The organism is Altererythrobacter rubellus, from assembly GCF_030284385.1.
GTDB classification, from domain to species: Bacteria; Pseudomonadota; Alphaproteobacteria; order Sphingomonadales; family Sphingomonadaceae; genus Erythrobacter; species Erythrobacter rubellus.
Genome location: NZ_CP127221.1, coordinates 1470781 through 1488898 on the forward strand (window position 1 = coordinate 1470781; position 18118 = coordinate 1488898).

Below are 18118 nucleotides of genomic sequence, written 5' to 3' on the forward strand. Positions count from 1 at the left end.
TGCCCGCGATCAAGAAAGTTTTGCTACGCGGAGGTTTTCCCCGCCAATTCATCGGTCGCACGGACGAGGCCATCGACGATGCCCGGTTCATAGGCGCTATGCCCACCATCATGGAAGATGCGCAGGTCCACCTCGGGCCAGGCTTTCTTCAATTCCCATGCCGAAGTCGGTGGGCAGCAAATGTCGTGACGGCCCTGCACGATTATACCGGGAATGCCTTTCAATTTGTGCGCATTTGTCAGCAATTGCGCTTCGTCGAAATAGAAGTCTTCCAGAAAGAACTTCGCGCAGATGCGCGCAAACGGAACCGCTTTCGCCGGATCGGCAAAGGCAGCTAGTAAGTCAGGATCGGGCAGCAAGGTTGCAACGCTGCCTTCCCATAATGACCATTCTCGCGCAGCGGCAAGCCGGGTCGCTTCGTCGTCACTAGTCAGGCGGTTGTAATAGGCTTTGACCAGGTCGCCGCGCTCGTGCTTAGGGATAAGGCCGGTGAACTGATCCCATTGTTCTGCCATGATCTCGCTTGCGCCATAGCTGTAGAGCCAGTTCTTTTCCTTTTGCCGCGCCAGGAACACGCCGCGCAGAACCAGCTCGTCGCAGCGTTCGGGGTGCGTCTGCGCATAGGCAAGCGAAAGGGTTGCACCCCAACTGCCGCCAAACACCTGCCAGCTATCGTGCCCGCACATTTCACGCAGTCTCTCGATGTCGGAAACGATCCGCCATGTGTCGTTTTGTTCGACCTCTGCGAAGGGCAGCGATTTGCCGCAGCCGCGCTGATCGAACAGTAGCACGTCGTAAAGCGCAGGATCCCATTGGCGGCGATTTTTCTCGCTGATGCCGCCGCCGGGGCCGCCGTGCAGAAAAACCGCCGGTTTCGTCCCGGGTGTGCCAACCCGCTCATAATACAGCGTATGGCCTTCGCCGACATCGAACATGCCGGTTTCATAAGGTTCGATCTCTGGGTAGAGAGTGCGCTCGTAATTCATTCGCTGACTTTCTTTGTCACAACGATCAGTGGACCGATGCCGTTGGTGTCGTCCAACCGCTCTGTCACCGGATCCCAAAGGCCGGAAATTCCGCCATCAAGATAAAGCGCATTGGGCGTTTGCAACTCGTCCCTGAAATAGCGCGCCAATTGGCCGAAGCTAAGCGCACCATCTGAAATGACGAAATGCGCTTTACCCTCCGCGTCGATGCCCACGCCGTTGCGGATTATCTTGGAGGGACCATCGTCCTGAATCTCGGGATGCAATTGCCCGTCGATCACGAGCATGGGCCCAGATTGCGTGCCAAACTGCGGGCGATCGCTGACATTGTAGAGAAAATTGGTGCTGGTGCGGATTTCCCACCTGCCGTCTGTGCCGAAGAACACGCCATTGGGCTTCAGATAAAAATTTCCCGTGCCGTCGCCGAGGTTGAGCTCTTCTAGTCGTTGACCCTCTTCGACGTAATAACCGACTGTTTTTCCGTCGTTCTCAAACACCCCGCCATTCATCGCGAAGGCAACGACAGCCGCATCCTTGCCCAATGCTTCGCCATAGGTCTTGAGCGAGCGATATGGTGTGCCGTTCGGATCAGCCAGAACGGTGGAAATATTGTGTTTTACTGGGTCAGCTACACAGTGGGTAAGCGGCACATCTTCGAATATCAAGACTTCGCAAGCCGAGACTTCGCGCCGCAACGCAACGCGGGTTTCGGAACCCGATCCGATCTCGGTCCGCGTGACAGGCTCGCCGCCTTGTAATTCGCAACCTGACAGGGGGACCGCAAACAAGCTGAGAAAAAGCAGCCGCTTCATTGGCCAAACTCTGGTTCGCTGGCGACGCTCGCTGCCTCACGCGCTGCCGCGATCAACGCCCCAGCCTTGGCTTTGCATTCGGCCAATTCGTAATCTGGATCGCTATCGGCGACGATGCCTGCGCCGGCTTGCACATGCATGATGCCATCTTTGACCACCGCTGTGCGCAGCACGATGCAGCTGTCAACCGAACCGTCAGGCGCGAAATACCCTACGCCGCCGGCGTAGGCGCCGCGCGCTTCGGGTTCCAGCTCGGCGATGATCTCGCAAGCGCGGATCTTGGGCGCACCACTGACTGTGCCGGCCGGAAACCCTGCGAAAACCGCGTCAATCGCATCGCAGGAAGCGTCCAGTTTTCCGACAACATTGCTGACAATATGCATAACGTGGCTGTAGCGTTCGATTGTGAAGCTGTCGGTGACCTCCACCGATCCCTTTGAGGCCACCCGTCCCACGTCATTGCGGCCCAGATCAAGCAGCATCAGATGCTCTGCCCGTTCCTTGGGATCAGCCAGCAGGCTTGCTTCATTGGCGTTGTCTTCTGCTGTGTTTACGCCGCGAGGCCGTGTTCCGGCAATCGGGCGAATTGTGACTTCACCGTCTCGCACTCTGACGAGAATTTCCGGGCTTGAACCGACAACAGAAAAGCCAGGCAGGTCGAGGAAATAAAGGAAGGGTGAAGGGTTTACGCGGCGCAATGCGCGGTAGAGTTCAATCGGCGGCAGGGGAAAAGGGCAAGTGAATCTCTGGGCCAAAACCACCTGAAAGATGTCACCCGCCGTTATGTAATCCTTCGCGCGTAGCACAATGTCTTTGTAGTCGTCTGCGGGAATGACCGGCTCCAACGACATGTCCGGCAGATGATCAACTCTTTGACGCGGAGCTTTGGCATCTGTGAGTTGCCGCAGCACTTCGTCGATCCGTTTCCCCGCGCGCTCGATCGCCGCGTCCGCCTTGTCTGCCTGCCAAATCGGCGCGATTGCAAACAGCGCATCGCTCAATCCATCGAATACCAGGATGATGGTTGGCCGGACAAACAACATGTCCGGCAGATCGAGTTCGCTGACTGGCGCGCGCGGCAAATCCTCTACCAGCCCAACTGTTTCAAAGCCAAAGTAGCCAACCAGGCAGGCAAGGGCGGGTGGCAATTCTTCCGGAACTTCAATGCGGCAGCTTTCCGCGAGTGATCGCAGAGCATCCAGGCTTGGTTGATCGCATGAGGCAAACCCATCGCGATCCTGGCGCCACCTGCGGTTTATCTCAGCACTGTCTCCGCGCGCTCTGAACACCAGATCGGGGTCAAGGCCGAGCAGGCTATATCGCCCGCGCACTTCGCCGCCTTCGACTGATTCAAGCAGGAAATCACCGCGCTCAGGCTCAATCAGTTTCGCAGCTGCACCAACGGGGGTTTCCGCATCGGCGATAACCTTTCGCCACACCAACGCCGGTCGTCCCGCGGCGAGCGCCAATCTCGCCGCCGCGGAGTTCTCAGGCAAATAGGTTCCGGTTTCAATTGAGGACAAATGCCTGCTTTCTTAGATCTCGCCGGTCATCTGACGTTTGACCGCTTCGAGCGCGGCTGAGTTTGTTTCCACGCCCAGCTCTTGCCGCATCGCGCGGGTCATCTGCTGTGCAAGCTCGTCACCGATGGCACCGCGCAATTGCTGGCGCGAAGCCGCGATGATCGGATCATTGGCTGCAATTTCAGGGGTTTCGATGTCGGTCAGATCAACAACAAACCAACCAAGATCGTTCGGCGCTTCCAGACGTTTGGTCGTGCCTTCGGCCATACTGAACATCAACGCCAAAGCTGGCGGGATTTGTTGTCCTTGCGCGACCAATTGCTGGCGATTGATATTGAGTTCATCAACCGGAGGAAGCGGTGTTTCCTCTTCACCCATAGCCGCAGCCAGGCTGGAATTTGCACCAACCCGTTCGATCACACGATCAGCGGTGGCGCGGGCCAGTTCGGCCCCTTCTGCGAGACGCCAGCTAAGCACAATCTGTTCGCGGATTTCATCCAAGGGTGCCGCAGCAGATTGTGTTATGTCCGATACTTCGAAGATCATGAAGGTCGTGCCACGCGCGATTTCCGCCAATTGCGGTTCGCCTTCGTCCATCTGGAACGCAGTGTTGACCGCGCCAACCAATTGCGGTGGCAACTGTGCGCCAGGTACACCATAAATCTGGCCATCCGCTGTAATCGGGGCCGTCGAGCTGATCTCGACCTCAAGTTCCTGCGCGACCTGCGAGAGGGCAACGCCGCTATCGACCTGCTCTTCAATGCGTGCGCTCAGATCCGCCAAGGCAAAGGCGCGTTTTTCCTGAAGCAATTGCTCACGGATCTCGGGAGTGACGGTCGCCAATGAACGGCCAGCGATACTGGTTACATTGTCTACCCGCACAACGTGCCAGCCCAAAGAGCTGCGTGCTGGCTGTGCGATCAGGCCGCGCGATGCTGCAAAAACTGCCGTCGCCACGGCGTCTGACGCCTGATTGCCGTAGTCTTCCTTGTTAATCGGGCCGATTTGTGTGGTGCTGAATCCGGCTTCACGGGCAACGCTAGCTAATGAAGCGCCGCCATTCACACGGTCACGAATGCTATTGGCGGCATCCTGTGTTGGAACAATCAGTTGTGTGATCGTGCGATCTTCGCTTACCGCATAAAGAGCGCGGTCACGTTCATAGCGAGCTGCGATCTCTTCATCGGTTGGCGTCACATCTGTATCAAGATTCTCAACACCGAACATTGCGTAACGAATGACACGGCGCTCCGGCCGAATGTAGTCACCACGATTTTCCTCGTAATAGGCACTCAGCTGCTGTTCGTTCGGATCGCCACCGGGAGCGAAGGAAGCGCTGGGAATGAAGGCCACCGAGCCTTCACGCCTTTCACGTAAAAGCGATGCGTAACGCATTGCGAATTTTTGCGGCATTTGTGCGCCACTTAGCCCAGGCAAAATGATCTGACGAGCGAGTAGGCTGTCTCCAATTTCCCGGCGCAGCATTGCCTCGTTCATGTTTAGTCTGCGCAACGATTCTTGGAATGATTGCTGACTGAAGTTGCCATCTGGCCCACGAAAGCCAGGGATCTTCAGAATCTCGCTATTGACCAGATTTTCACCGGCACGCAGGTCATACTTCCTCGCATAGACACCGATCGCGTAACGGTCGATCATTTGCTCGAGGACCTCTTCGAACCCTCCTTGGGCAGCGAAGACAGGCAAAGTTATGGTCGGGTTCTCTTGCCGAACCTGATCGACGGCATTGGCTACAGCGCGGCTAAAGTCGGCATTGCCGATCTTTTCATCACCCACCACAGCGACGCGATCTCCGCCTGACACACCGCCAAATGTGGCCTGATTGGCTACATCACTGCTGGCGAAGGCAAAGGCGATGAGACCGAGGAAGCCTAAAGTCAGGCTCAGACCAAGCTTCGAGCTGAAAAAGTTGCGAAAGATGCTAATCATGAATGCGAGTATTCCGCGATTGTCGACCTAATGGGCGGCCGGTGGATGAAATTGATCGCTGCGCTTTATCGGCCCTGAGTTCTTGCCGCAACAGGTTGCCCACGGTTTTGACTGATTGTGCAAGGTCGGCTAGCGGGACCGGCCCCGATCGCCCTATAACAGGGCCAAGATTCGAAAGCACAGGAAAACCCCTATGGCCAGTCGGCCTTTTATTGTTGGCAATTGGAAAATGAATGGCACGCGCGCCATGCTCTCCGAAGCGCGGGCCATTGATCGCGCCGCGCAGCGCCACATGAAAGTGGAGGTGGCTATCGCGCCGCCTTATACGCTGATTCATGCCGTGCATCGCGAAGTGGAGCAAATCGGTGTTGGTGCGCAGGACTGCCATCCTGGTGACGAAGGTGCGTTTACCGGTGACATTTCTGCGCCAATGCTGGCTGATGCCGGCGCGAAGTTTGTGATCGTTGGTCACAGCGAGCGTCGCCAAGGCCACGCAGAAAGCAACGATCTGGTTCGCGAAAAAGCGCAATCTGCGCTGGATGCCGGGATGCAGGTGATCATGTGTTGCGGCGAAGACGCCAAGACCCGCGAAGCCGGAGAGGCGGCATCCTTCGTAACCAAGCAGCTGAAATCTTCACTTCCAGAACTGGACAATGCAGGAGACATTCTGACTGTCGCTTACGAGCCTATTTGGGCGATCGGCACCGGAAACTCTGCGACGCCAGACGATATTGCAGAAATGCATGCGGAGATTCGCAAGCTGTTGGTCAAGCTCTATGGTGAAGAGCAGGGCACCGGTGTGCGCATTTTGTATGGCGGATCAGTGAACCCCGAGAACGCGCGTGAAATTCTCTCGACACAGGAAGTTGGCGGCGCGCTAGTCGGTGGAGCCAGCCTGACAGCGGACAGCTTCTTCGGTATCGCACTTGCCGCTGGAGACGCGCCAGAAGCCTAATGGGCAGGCGGGTCTGACCACAAACACTTGTTCATTGCCGTTCGCGCCCCTAAATGGCGCACAGCAACTTTACTGGGATTATCATGTCGCTGTTTCTTTTCCTGACTGTCGTTCAAGCCGTTGTCGCGGCTGCGCTTGTGGGCGTAATTCTGATGCAACGTTCCGAAGGCGGAGGTTTGGGAATTGGCGGCGGTAGCCCTGGCGGCTTGATGGGCGCGCGCGGTGCAGCAGACTTTCTGACGCGTTCGACCCGCTGGCTCGCGATTGCCTTTGTCGCCTTGTCGATCACTTTGGCTGCGGTCGCGGTAGGGACTGTTGGCGGGGACGAAATCACCACAACAATCGATCGTTCTGTGGTGTCTGCCGATCCATTGGCGCCGGCTGCAGATCCGCTTGCGCCTGTGCAAGAAGCGCCAGCGTCGGACGACCCCCTTTCCGACGTTGCCGAGTAAATTCTCACCATACTTTCAGCCAGACTTGTGGATTGCGCACAATCGTTGCTGCAATTTGCTTGCCACGAATCCAGTTAGGGGCTTAAGGCTCAACTCCCATGGCGCGGTACATATTTATCACCGGCGGCGTGGTCTCCTCGCTCGGAAAAGGTCTAATGGCAGCAAGCCTAGGTGCTTTGCTGCAAGCACGCGGATTCAAAGTCCGCATTCGCAAGTTCGACCCCTATCTCAATGTCGATCCGGGCACCATGAGCCCGTATCAGCATGGCGAAGTCTACGTTACGGATGACGGTGCTGAGACCGACCTCGATCTCGGCCACTATGAGCGGTTTACCGGCGTCTCTGCGCGCCAGGCGGACAATATCACGTCTGGCCGTGTATATCGCGATATCATCGCGAAAGAGCGCCGCGGTGACTACCTTGGCGCGACAGTCCAGGTGATCCCCCATGTGACCGACGCGATAAAGGAATTCGCCCTGTCGGACCAGGACGATCACGATTTTATCCTGTGCGAGATTGGCGGAACGGTGGGCGACATCGAATCGCTGCCATTCATAGAAGCCATACGTCAGCTAAGAAATGAGCTGGAGCCACAACAGACTGTATCGGTGCATGTCACGCTGGTGCCCTATCTCGCCGCTGCCGGGGAACTGAAGACAAAGCCTACGCAGCATTCGGTGCGCGAATTGGCGAGCCTTGGCATCAAACCGGACGTTTTGCTTTGTCGGGCCGAGCATGAAATCCCCGAAGGCGAACGTCGCAAGATCGCGCTATTCTGCAACGTACGGACTGAAAGCGTGATTCAGGCGCTTGATGCGCCGTCGATTTATTCTGTGCCCTTGCAATATCATAGCGAAGGCCTGGACGCAGAAGTCTTGCGCGCTTTTGGAATCACCGATGCACCAGAACCCGATCTGACAGCATGGGACGATGTGACAGACCGGTACTTCAATCCCGAAGGCGAAGTTACAATCGGTGTAGTTGGCAAATATGTCGGCCTGCCTGATGCGTACAAATCGCTCAATGAAGCGCTTGTTCATGGGGGAATTGCCAACCGTACCAAGGTCAACATCAAGTGGATCGATGCCGAAGTCTTCGAAGGCGATGATACAGAGCTCGCCACCAAGCTAGAGCCACTCCATGGCATTCTGGTCCCTGGCGGTTTTGGCGAGCGTGGCAGCGAGGGCAAGATTGCCAGCGTCAAGTTCGCTCGCGAGCGTTACGTTCCCTTCTTTGGAATCTGTCTGGGTATGCAGATGGCCTGCGTCGAAGCGGCACGGAATGCCGGCTTTGAGGCTGCATCCTCGACCGAATTTGGCCCGACTGAGGAGCCGGTTGTCGGCATCATTGAAGAGTGGATGAGCGAGGAAGGTCTGCAAACCCGTGAAGCGGGCGGCGACCTTGGAGGCACCATGCGGCTTGGCGCATATGATGCGAAACTGTCTGCCAACAGTCATGTTTCGCGCGTCTACGGCGGTGCTGTCGAGATATCAGAGCGCCATCGCCATCGCTATGAGGTGAACGGTGCATACATTGATCCGCTTGAAAAGAGCGGGTTGGTTTTCTCGGGCATGTCGCCTGACGGACTGTTGCCAGAGATTATCGAACGACCGGATCACCCTTGGTTTATTGGGGTTCAATTCCACCCTGAACTGAAATCAAGACCGTTCGATCCGCATCCGCTTTTTGCCGGATTCGTGGCGGCTGCTTTGGAACAGTCACGTCTGGTTTGATCCTTAACTGAGGGGCAATCAGCTAATTCTGCAATTTCAGGCATGATCGAGATGGGTGTTTCAAGCGGCTGATTTCGCGTTTGAAATCGATTTTGACGGCGATTGCACTGGTTGCTGTCGTGTTCTTACAAGTCAGCAAGATAATTCTTGCGCATGATAACAATCACAACGTAGCACTTACAAATTCTTCCGGAGGGGGTCCGGAAGTTCGGGGTGAAAGCACCATTTGTGAATTTAGCTAACGTGTTCGCACGTTTGCAAAGAGCTCGAGCTGGTTTGTAACGCCTTTTGCGACCCGGACGTTACAGATCGAACGAGGCGATGAAAACCGCAGGGGGCGGATGAACGGTCCGCCCCCTTTTTGTTTCATTCTTTAGTTTTGATTGGCTTACGCTGCGTCGACCTGCTCGCCGTCGCCGGATCCAACTGCCTTCAACTTGGTTGTCTGGCCGTTGACCGCGATCTTTTTGGGTTTCATCGCTTCGGGCACTTCGCGCACCAGATCGATGGTGAGAAGCCCGTCTGCCAGATCCGCGTTCTCGACACGGACATAGTCCGCAAGCTCAAACCGGCGCTCAAATCCGCGATTGGCAATACCGACATGCAGCATCTGACCTTCTGGTGAATCATCGCGCTTGCGGCCATGAACCGTCAGCAGGTTCTGTTGAGCAGTGATATCGATGTCGTTCGGGCGGAAACCGGCTACAGCCAGGGTGATGCGATATTCTTCGTCACCGCGGCGCTCGATATTGAATGGGGGGTAGTTATCGCCGGCGTTCTGGCGAACCTTGTTTTCGAGCAAGTCGAACAGGTGATCAAAGCCTACGGTCGAACGGCGATACGGGGTAAAATCTAAACGTGACATATCAAATCCTCTTCTGAGCAATTCAAAAAATGTTAGGAGCCTGCAATTGCAGCGCCCAAGGTGATTGTCGCAGCCCCCATTGCGGCGAGCCTCAACCTTTACCAAATAGGTGTCGCAAATTAGCTTTCAAGTCTCCCGCATTCGGGAGCAAATGGGACGAGATAATTACGATGCCCACAATCGACATCTACACCAAGTTCGCCTGCGGGTTCTGCGTTCGTGCTAAGCGTTTGCTGACGGAGAAGGGCGCCGAGTTTAACGAGTATGACATTACCTTGGGCGGCCCCAAGCGGGATGAAATGCTGGCACGCGCGCCTAATGCCATGACTGTGCCGCAGATTTTTATCGGCGATGTCCATGTCGGAGGATCGGATGATCTCGCCGCGCTGGAACGTGAGGGCAAGCTCGACGCATTGCTGGCGGGGTAGGGCGCAGACGTGCCGCTTATAGCTGTCTTGCAGATGACATCAGGCATTGACCCTGAAGTGAACTACTCCACGCTGGAGGCCGCTGCGATTGAAGCTGGCGAGGGTGGCGCGGAGATTCTCTTCACGCCGGAAATGTCTCTGCTGCTGGACAGGGATCGCAGCCGTGCCGGACCATGGATCGAATCGACTGAGCCTGAGCGTATCAGTGACCGGTTGGCAAGATTGTCGGCGGAAGCCGGGATTGATCTAGCGATCGGTTCAATGCCGGTAATGGGCGCGAATGGGCGCTGGGCCAACAGATCATTCTATATCGGTGGATCGCTGGGGCTGCGCACGACATACGACAAAATCCACATGTTTGATGTGCAGTTGTCGAACGGCGAAAGTTGGCGTGAAAGCGCGGCTTACGAGCCAGGCACGCAAGTGGTTACGGTTGATGATACGCCCCTGGGGCGGCTCGGTTTGACAATCTGTTATGACATGCGTTTCCCGGCGTTGTTCGAGCAGCTGGGGCAGCGCAAATGTGATGCGATTGCAGTGCCTGCTGCCTTCACCGTGCCAACCGGTCGCGATCACTGGCATGTCATGCTGCGCGCGCGCGCAATCGAAGCGAGCGCATTTGTGATCGCCGCGGCGCAAGTGGGCCAGCATGAAGACGGCCGGGAGACTTACGGGCATTCCCTGGTGGTCGATCCATGGGGTAAAGTTCTGCTCGATATGGGCGGAGAGGCCTCTGGATTGGCATATTGCGATATCGATCTTTCGCGCGTCGAAGAGGTTCGCTCTCAATTGCCAAGCCTTGCTAATCGTCGCCCAATCGCCAATTAGAGCACACTATGATCGTTTACGACCTCATCTGTGACCAAAGCCATCGCTTCGAAGGCTGGTTCGGCTCTTCTGGCGACTATGTCGAGCAGTTGGAGCGAGGGCTCTTGTCTTGCCCGCACTGCGGGAGCGAAGCGGTGACGAAAGCACCGATGGCCCCGGCTGTGCCTGCAAAGGGCAACACAAAGAGCGACAGTCCTCGTGCAGCGTCGGACGGTCAGGACGTAAGCCAGCTTTCGAACAAGCCATTGCCGCCTGAAGTGCAGCAGGCTCTCACCAAACTTGCCGAGGCACAGGCGAAGGCACTGAAGCAGAGCACATGGGTGGGTGACAAGTTCGCTGAAACATCGCGCAAGATGCATTACGGCGAAGCGGATGAGAAACCGATCCACGGGCAGGCCAGCCTCGAAGAAGCCCAGGGCCTGATGGATGAAGGTATTGCGATTGCACCGCTGCCTTTCCCTGTGGCCCCACCTGAAGATCTGAATTGATTGGACGCTCTGCGGTGCTATTGGGGTCCGCTCAACTAGACCCTATTTATGAGCACGGCCCATGCTCGAGTCGAGATCACTGCCTGAGTGGATGACTTCAATCGGGGCGACCGCACTCATAGCTTGGCTATGTGACACCGGCGGCGTTCGCCGCTGAACTCGATAAGCAATGACCTGTTTCGCTTCCGCTACGCAGCCATTGCTTCAACCGCTCTCTAGGGGTTTAACGCCGAGTTTATAGATAGCGCTTCGTCATCAGATTTTGGCGCTGGTGGAGCCTCTTTTTGTGGGGCCACAGAAATGGTTGGGGTAAGAGCGACAACTTCTTGCGGAACTCCGACACTCGTATCAATCGAGGCCTCATCCTCAAAAGAAACAGCAGCTAAAACAGGGTCTCCGCTATCCTCGGGATCACTAGGAGTAGGTGTTGGCTCATCGCCAACAGGAGACGGCGGCAATGGATCCGCTGGTTTCACCTCCACCTTTACGATTTCACCGCCAGATTGTTGGCTGGATGTGCTCGACCCATCATCTGAACCTTCATCTCCTCCAACAGATGTGCCGCCGTCGGCACCAGTGTCAGCTTCACTATCAGATCCAGCACCATCGGACGTATCAGTAGAATCGGATCCATCGCTCCCCTCATCCGAACTTGATTCTTCAGATCCTTCGCCCGCATCATCGGACCCCTCATCGCTCTCTTCGGAACCCTCGTCTGAACTCTCGTCGCTATCCTCTGAGCCTTGATCGCCCTCATCGGTACCGTCGTCGCTGTCATCAGAGTTCGACTCCCCAGCGTCATCGCCGCCTTCTTCTGATCCATCGCCACCCTCGTCAGACCCGCTATCACCTGACCCCTCGCTACCATCGCCAGAGCCGTCGCCACTGTCATCAGAACCGCCATCGCCAGATCCTTCACCGCCACCATCGGAGCCCGTATCTCCTGATCCATCTCCACTGCCGCCTGATCCCGAATCAGAGCCCGAAGACACCTCATTAACAATATTTTTTTGTACTGTTAGCGCGGTCTCATTCTCAACAGCCTGCACAAAAATATAGTTGGCTGCGGAAAGGCCTCCCCCAAAGATCGGGTAAAGCCCAACATCGGAATTTTCATCTGCTGGAGACGTGAAAACTAACGTTCCTGTAGTCGCATTTTCTAGGTTCTCGCCAGCAATAAAGCCTGTCACTGTACCCGAGAAAGTTGGATTTTGAGCGCCAACATATCGGGTGGCCTCATCAGCTCTGTATGTCAGAGTAGCGGGCAAAATAACTGCTGGGACAGTTATAGTATCTTGGAAACGATAACCAAACACTGGCGCACCGGATGTATCAGTAAAGTTGGCAGTGATCCCTGCAATCACAGCCTCCGTTGCATCGACCCCAGGTAGGTTCGCCGTGGCCGAGACGATATCAATGATGGCACTGTCCCCATTTACTAACCCAGAGAACAACAGGCTGACTAAATCAGGAGAAAAAGTCGTCGTTCCATCATAAATTCTACTTAGCTCTTCAGCAAGTTCTGCATTTAGCACCGGTGAAAGGCCATAGGCTAAGCCATTTCCTTCTGGTCTTTCAGGAAGTTCTGATTCTCCCCTAGCACCGGCTAAACTTATGCCATAGTACCTAAAATCATGAACCAGAGATCCAACAATGTCTGGGTTATCTTCGCCGAATGGATCCGGATTTCCGCTCCATACCGTCCAGGTACCAGTCTCTAAAACATCCTCCCTTTCGGAAAGGTTTGTAAAACCCGAAACGCCAATAAGATCGATAATTTGGCGAGCGGATAAGAACGCATTCTCACCAAGTGTTAATCGCCGACCACTATCCGCAAAAATTTCGGCCAATCGGCTGTCTGCTCCTATTGTGCCGTTAAAATTAAGGTCTCCTTGAGCTCCGACCTCTAAAATACCCTCACCATCGTTTTCGGCATTTATTGGGCCTGTCATAGTGCCAGAACCATTAAATAATATCCGCGCGTAATCACCCACTGTTATATCTTGTGCAAGTTCTACGGGCTCTTCTGTTTCTATAAAAAGTTCAGCATTCCCAAAGAAAAGCGTGTTTAAGGGTAAATTGCTCAGATTAGAAATAGCTAAAGCGCCGTTTATAATTCTCAGATTATTTATGGCCGAATTTTCACCCGACAAACGTAACGAGCCGGGACCAGTCGAAGACAAAATATTCGTGGTAACATTACCGAATATTTGACCAGACGTTAGTATGTCTAAGGTTATCTCATCGACATCGACGTCGCCATCGACAAAAATATTCTCTCCCGCGAGAACGAGCATGGATTCTTCATTAGTCGGGTCAGACGAAATGCGGCCGCCAATAAAGATGTCCGAAACAGCACGAATATCGCCCTCGCTAAGCAGTAAAACGTCACCCCTCAATTCAATAAAGTTAGCGCTTAAAGCACTATCGAGATGAATCGTTCCTTGATTTTCCTCGGACCCAAAAGTCGTGATGATGCTGAGATCCCCAGTAAAATCAGCATCAAAAACGTCACTACCACTTATAAATATATCGCCCCCGCTCGTACCAAGGCCAATAAAAGTCTCCGCAAGAATGCGCGCATCTTCACTCAAGATTAGATCACCGCCGTCGGAAACAGCTGTGAACTCTGCATGTGACTGCCCTGTCCCAACAAGACCGTCGACCACAAGATCATTCAATGCAAAGACCTGTAATACGCCGGATCCAGCATCCAGAGCGCTGGTCACAGCCGAGAACGAGCCAGGGCCCCTGAACAGAATTTGAGCTCTATCTTCTACAGTAATCTGTTGGGAAAGAGAAACAGGCGTTTCATCTAACTCCGTGTCAAGAAAACCGTCCACAAAGGGACGAATGTCGATATCAAGAAAGCCGTTGCCAAAGAAAATTGAATCGACCGGTAAATTGCTAACGTTGGAAATAGCTAAAGCACCGTTTATAATTCTTAGATGATTTATAGCTGAATTCGTACCCGATAGTCGGAGAAAGCCTTGGCCCAACTTGGATAAGGTCTCTGCCGTCAGGTCTCCAAGAAACCAAGCATCCCCAGCATTCAAAGTGTCAACAGTAACGTCATTAAAAGTAATGCTACCACTTACTCGCAAGTCACCGGGAGAACTAAGGACGAGCGTTGTAGGTTCGCCTTCCTCTTCCGAAGAAATATCTCCATTAATAATCAGGTTGCTCAGAGAAGTGACTTGTCCGGACCCAGAGAATAAAAGGTCGCCAGATACAAAAATTGAGCCCGCACTAAGAGATTCGACAAGGTTAATTGTGCCACCAACTCCATCACCATCTTGATCAGCCTCCAAGTTTAATTGTCCAGTATAGTCACTGGCCAAAATATCGTCGCTTCCAAGTGAGATATTTCCATGGGCAAAAAGACCAACAAATTCTTCAGCTCGCAATCGAGCACTGTCGGCGAAACTCAGGTCTCCGTCTGAATAGAAAGTGGCAGCATGGAGGGACTGTTCTAGTCCGATTTGCCCAGTAATTGTCAGATCACCAAGTGCACTAACGTTGAAACTACCGACACCCTCCTCAACCGAATTAACTGGTCCTGAAACGATGCCTGATCCTCTAAAGAGGATATCACCAGACTCTTCTACCGTAATCTGTTGCGTGAGAGTTATTGGGCCAAAATCAGTTTCAGAAACGGACTGAGATTCTGAAAAATCTACCGTCTCTGGTTCATGAATGTCGATATCAAGAAGGCCGTCGCCAAAGAAGATCGAGTTCAATGGTAAATTGCTGATATCAGCAATTGCCAGAACACCATTGATGATTCTCAGGTTATTTATGGAAGAATTTGGTCCTTGTATGCGCGCAGAACCAGACCCAAGCTTAGTTAAAGTTGTCGCTGTGATATCACCGCTGACTAATATATCTCCAATGCCAGGCGTCTCTAAATTGAGCTGATCAAAAACAATCGAGCCGTTAACCGATAGGGATAGGCCAGCCGACCTAAGCGTAAGTTCAACGCCCTCTTCTTCCGAAATCGTCGATATGCTGCCATTAATATTGGAATTGTTAAGAACGCTTATCTCGCCGGAACCATCAAAAACTAAATTACCTGAAACCTCGAGAGCACTCGCGCTGAGAGAGCTCACGAGGTTAATGGTACCTCCAGTACCATCACTATCTCGATCGGCTGAAATTCCTAACTCGCCGCCGAATTGCGATCCAATCACTTCATCGCTGTCGATAAAGATATCTCCATCGGCAAAGAAACCAATAGATTCGTCAGAAACTAGCCTTGCAGTCTCAGTAAGTTTTAGATCTCCTTCAGAAGAAAAATCGATGATCTCAAGGGTCCGATTAGTGCCAATAGATCCACTAATTGTGAGATCACTAATGGAAGCAATGCGTAAATTCCCAGTGTTTTCCGAAAGGGCGTCTACCGAGCCTGAAAAGGCACCAGAAGCTCCAAAAATTATTTCTCCGAATTCGTCAACCGTGACTAGTTGCTCCAATTCTAAGAGACTTGTGTTGGCAATATTGAGTGTCCCATTACCGAAATAGATGGTCTCGCTTGGAAGACCACTTATTTCCGAAAGATTTAGTCTACCACTTAAAATCCTGAGATTCTCGAGGGTTGAATTGGAGCCGCCCAAATTGACGAGGCCTGTGCTCGTCAAAGTCCCGGCAGTGACATTGCCTAACGTGGCTTCCCCACCCACATTCAGGATGATCTCTTCTGCCTCAGTTTCACCAATTTGAATAACACTACCAGTAACTTCAAGCAGGCCTGCAGTTATTAGCCCTTGAGCGAATACAGATCCAATTTGGCCGCTGTCACTAGCCCCGGCGATTAGCCTCAATTGTCCTAGAAAGTTCGAGAAAACCGCAGAACTGTCTAACGAGACGTTATTATCTGCGCTGAAAATTATCTCTTGGGCCGAGCTATTGGCACCAAAACTTAATGTGAGGGGCCCACTGACAGAAATATTTCCAATACTGTCGTTGCTACGATTTGCCTCTGTGAAGTTTCTTGCATTTATGGTTAGGTTCGCGCCGCTTCCCAAAATATTCTGAAGCGTAGCTGCGCTAATTTGTGAAACTGGATCAAAGCCTTGGCTAAAAATATATGCTGTTTGAGAGATATCAGAGATGATGTTTGTCGTGCAACAATTATCAAAATCGACTTCTCGGTATGTTAGCTGAGCTATTTGACTAGCGTCAGCGCCAGTCAAACCAATAGAGACGTTGTGTTGAACAATGCTAACATCACCGTAATTTAAATAGATGTCCCCATTCTCTCGTAGTCGAATCTCAAACGTGTTAAGCTGACCGTTTATATATTCTGAGACCGCTTTCCACTGCAGAATAAATTCTCTGGTGCCGTCAGGATTAGTTATAGTCGTATAAAGGACATCGCCACCTTCATAGTTAGGAATAAGGTCTGTCCAAAGTCCAAAAATAGAGAGAAGCGGAGCATTACCATCGTCCAATGGCTGTCCGTTGCAACATCTGCTATTACTTCCTAAATCACCAAAAGACAGGAATCCGTTAGATGAAACCTCTACACTATCGTATGTTTCTCCAAAAAATTCAAAGGCAAACCCAAGAGAAATTCTGCCGGAAACTTGATCATCACCCAAATTAAGGGATGTCATCAATGCAGGGTCATATAGCGGTGTTGTCTCGGCAGACTGCCACTCAAAATCTGAAAAGGATAGATTTGATGAAGCAGCTGAAAGTTGATCAACTAAGTCAATAGACGCAGCAGTAAGCACAACTGTACCAGCTGTAGCGCCGCTAACAGATAATTCTGACCCCTCAATCTCCAAATAGAACCCTGAAAGGTCAATGATGCCGCCTACGCTATCAGTTCCAACCCCATTGGCCCGGATTTCGCCAGCAACAAACGTTGCTAATTCTTCTTCTCCCGGAGCCTCAATGGTAACTGTACCACCGGACCCTGAAACGGTAGCGCTTGCAGAAATTACGCTTCCATCAACTATCGCTATATCTGCCAGTGCACCGTTAGCCAGTTGAATACGGGTCTCTTCGACAAGAAAGGCTTCAGATTCCGAGATGGATACGAAGCTATTTCCCTCGATCGTTGTTGAAGAATTAGAGCCTTGAGTGGCCGTCGAAAAAATAGATATTGAACCCCCGCCAGCCCCGCCGTCAGCTATTACCTCAGCCGTATCAGCCAAAGTGATCAACGTGCCGCTTGCTTCGATCGATCCACCAACTTCATCGGCTTCAAGACCCGCGACAGTCACAGTACCCGTTATGGTAACGTCACCATGGTCCCCAGCATCCAAGATAATTGTGCCATTACGCTCTTCAACCGAGTTGGCCTGCAAAAGTCCCTCGGCATTTATGACACTATGAATGGCGTCTAACGCTGAGGCCATACTAAGGGCTATCAGACCTCCATCAGCCGTGATGGTTCCCGTATTTTTAATTCCTTGAAATGATGCCGCTAGAGTGGACTCATTGCTCACAGCATAAGAAATCAGGTTACCTTCATCAAAAGAGATACTCAGATCATTACCAGAGGCCAGTAAGACCGCTCCCAATGTCGCGCTAATCTGCCCCTCGTTTGTGATGGAGGCGCCGTGCAGGATTGTGTAACCCAATTCAGTGGCAATGCTACCAGCGTTTTCAACCGATGCAGACGAAACGCCTCCAATGCTGAATTGGTCTCCTCCTGCCATAAAGTCCGTCGATGAAATACTGCCAGTAGACGCGAGAAAACCAGAGGCAGTTACCTGACCAGTTGGAGATATGAAGATGCCGTTAGGGTTAAGTATCCAAACTCTGCCATTGGCCTCAATAGTTCCATCAATAATCGTTTGAGTAGTACCGGTGACCCTGTTTAAAGCTATCGACAATGCATCGGGCTGAACAAACTGTAGGGTCTCGTTTTCTCCCACACTAAGGTCTACCCAGTCTAGAAAAACCCGGTCAGTTGTCTGAGTAATGGTACGGACCGTACCCGCTTCATTAACGCTGTAAGTAGCATCTCCAGCTACGACCGTCGGGGAGGAAGAGGTGTTTAGCGTATCCGCAGCCGCAACGGAACTTATACTCGCCGAGGCCAATAATATTAAGCGTAGTCGTTTCATGACCAATTACTCATATAGGATC

Annotated in this window: 12 protein-coding genes; 6 read left to right on the forward strand and 6 right to left on the reverse strand. The window is 52.8% G+C overall.

Annotated elements, in window-relative coordinates:
- Window positions 1-23: 23 nt before the first annotated feature.
- The 4 genes from pip to QQX03_RS07450 form a co-directional block, all read right to left on the reverse strand.
- Window positions 24-986 carry a prolyl aminopeptidase gene (pip, locus tag QQX03_RS07435; protein ID WP_285975126.1) on the reverse strand — a complete coding sequence of 321 codons (963 nt, stop codon included), beginning with the start codon at window positions 984-986 and terminating at the stop codon, window positions 24-26.
- A complete protein-coding gene (locus tag QQX03_RS07440) occupies window positions 983-1798 on the reverse strand; it encodes a phosphodiester glycosidase family protein (protein WP_285975127.1) in 816 nt (271 codons plus the stop codon). The genes pip and QQX03_RS07440 overlap by 4 nt, the downstream gene beginning before the upstream one ends.
- Window positions 1795-3237, reverse strand: a complete 1443-nt coding sequence (gene trpE, locus QQX03_RS07445; RefSeq protein ID WP_432762849.1) for an anthranilate synthase component I — start codon at window positions 3235-3237, stop codon at window positions 1795-1797. The genes QQX03_RS07440 and trpE overlap by 4 nt, the downstream gene beginning before the upstream one ends.
- A 96-nt stretch (window positions 3238-3333) precedes the next feature.
- On the reverse strand, window positions 3334-5268 hold the full coding sequence (locus QQX03_RS07450) for a peptidylprolyl isomerase (RefSeq protein ID WP_285975128.1): 1935 nt from the start codon (window positions 5266-5268) through the stop codon (window positions 3334-3336).
- Window positions 5269-5461: 193 nt separating this feature from the next.
- Between QQX03_RS07450 and tpiA the strand changes: the two genes are divergently transcribed.
- The 3 genes from tpiA to pyrG all read left to right on the forward strand — a co-directional run bounded on the left by tpiA (window position 5462) and on the right by pyrG (window position 8408).
- Window positions 5462-6223 carry a triose-phosphate isomerase gene (gene tpiA / locus QQX03_RS07455; protein ID WP_285975129.1) on the forward strand — a complete coding sequence of 254 codons (762 nt, stop codon included), beginning with the start codon at window positions 5462-5464 and terminating at the stop codon, window positions 6221-6223.
- Between the two features lie 53 nt (window positions 6224-6276).
- Entirely contained in the window at window positions 6277-6675 is a 399-nt protein-coding gene (gene secG, locus QQX03_RS07460) for a preprotein translocase subunit SecG (RefSeq protein ID WP_285975130.1), read from the forward strand.
- Between the two features lie 98 nt (window positions 6676-6773).
- Window positions 6774-8408 carry a CTP synthase gene (gene pyrG / locus QQX03_RS07465; RefSeq protein WP_285975131.1) on the forward strand — a complete coding sequence of 545 codons (1635 nt, stop codon included), beginning with the start codon at window positions 6774-6776 and terminating at the stop codon, window positions 8406-8408.
- Between the two features lie 388 nt (window positions 8409-8796).
- On the opposite strand, the gene QQX03_RS07470 is transcribed toward pyrG, so the two are convergent.
- On the reverse strand, window positions 8797-9273 hold the full coding sequence (locus tag QQX03_RS07470; protein ID WP_285975132.1) for an Hsp20 family protein: 477 nt from the start codon (window positions 9271-9273) through the stop codon (window positions 8797-8799).
- A gap of 170 nt (window positions 9274-9443) precedes the next feature.
- Here QQX03_RS07470 and grxC point away from each other — a divergent pair, with 170 nt between their 5' ends.
- The 3 genes from grxC to QQX03_RS07485 are packed head-to-tail and all read left to right on the forward strand — an operon-like array spanning window position 9444 to window position 11017.
- Window positions 9444-9701, forward strand: coding sequence for a glutaredoxin 3 (grxC, locus tag QQX03_RS07475; RefSeq protein ID WP_285975133.1), 258 nt, complete (start codon window positions 9444-9446; stop codon window positions 9699-9701).
- A 9-nt stretch (window positions 9702-9710) separates the two neighbouring features.
- The gene (locus QQX03_RS07480; RefSeq protein ID WP_285975134.1) at window positions 9711-10529 is read left to right on the forward strand and encodes a carbon-nitrogen hydrolase family protein; all 819 of its coding nucleotides are present in this window, start codon (window positions 9711-9713) and stop codon (window positions 10527-10529) included.
- A gap of 8 nt (window positions 10530-10537) precedes the next feature.
- Window positions 10538-11017 (forward strand): DUF1178 family protein, encoded by a 480-nt coding sequence (locus tag QQX03_RS07485; RefSeq protein WP_285975135.1) that lies wholly within the window; start codon window positions 10538-10540, stop codon window positions 11015-11017.
- A gap of 215 nt (window positions 11018-11232) precedes the next feature.
- On the opposite strand, the gene QQX03_RS07490 is transcribed toward QQX03_RS07485, so the two are convergent.
- Complete coding sequence (locus tag QQX03_RS07490) at window positions 11233-18096, reverse strand: two-partner secretion domain-containing protein (protein WP_285975136.1); 6864 nt, start codon at window positions 18094-18096, stop codon at window positions 11233-11235.
- Window positions 18097-18118: the final 22 nt, after the last annotated feature.

Coding starts and splice junctions, on each gene's coding strand:
- pip (WP_285975126.1), bottom strand. CDS start 986: ATGAATTACGAGCGCACTCTCTACCCAGAGATCGAACCTTATGAAACC.
- QQX03_RS07440 (WP_285975127.1), bottom strand. CDS start 1,798: ATGAAGCGGCTGCTTTTTCTCAGCTTGTTTGCGGTCCCCCTGTCAGGT.
- QQX03_RS07450 (WP_285975128.1), bottom strand. CDS start 5,268: ATGATTAGCATCTTTCGCAACTTTTTCAGCTCGAAGCTTGGTCTGAGC.
- tpiA (WP_285975129.1), top strand. CDS start 5,462: ATGGCCAGTCGGCCTTTTATTGTTGGCAATTGGAAAATGAATGGCACG.
- secG (WP_285975130.1), top strand. CDS start 6,277: ATGGCGCACAGCAACTTTACTGGGATTATCATGTCGCTGTTTCTTTTC.
- pyrG (WP_285975131.1), top strand. CDS start 6,774: ATGGCGCGGTACATATTTATCACCGGCGGCGTGGTCTCCTCGCTCGGA.
- QQX03_RS07470 (WP_285975132.1), bottom strand. CDS start 9,273: ATGTCACGTTTAGATTTTACCCCGTATCGCCGTTCGACCGTAGGCTTT.
- grxC (WP_285975133.1), top strand. CDS start 9,444: ATGCCCACAATCGACATCTACACCAAGTTCGCCTGCGGGTTCTGCGTT.
- QQX03_RS07485 (WP_285975135.1), top strand. CDS start 10,538: ATGATCGTTTACGACCTCATCTGTGACCAAAGCCATCGCTTCGAAGGC.
- QQX03_RS07490 (WP_285975136.1), bottom strand. CDS start 18,096: ATGAAACGACTACGCTTAATATTATTGGCCTCGGCGAGTATAAGTTCC.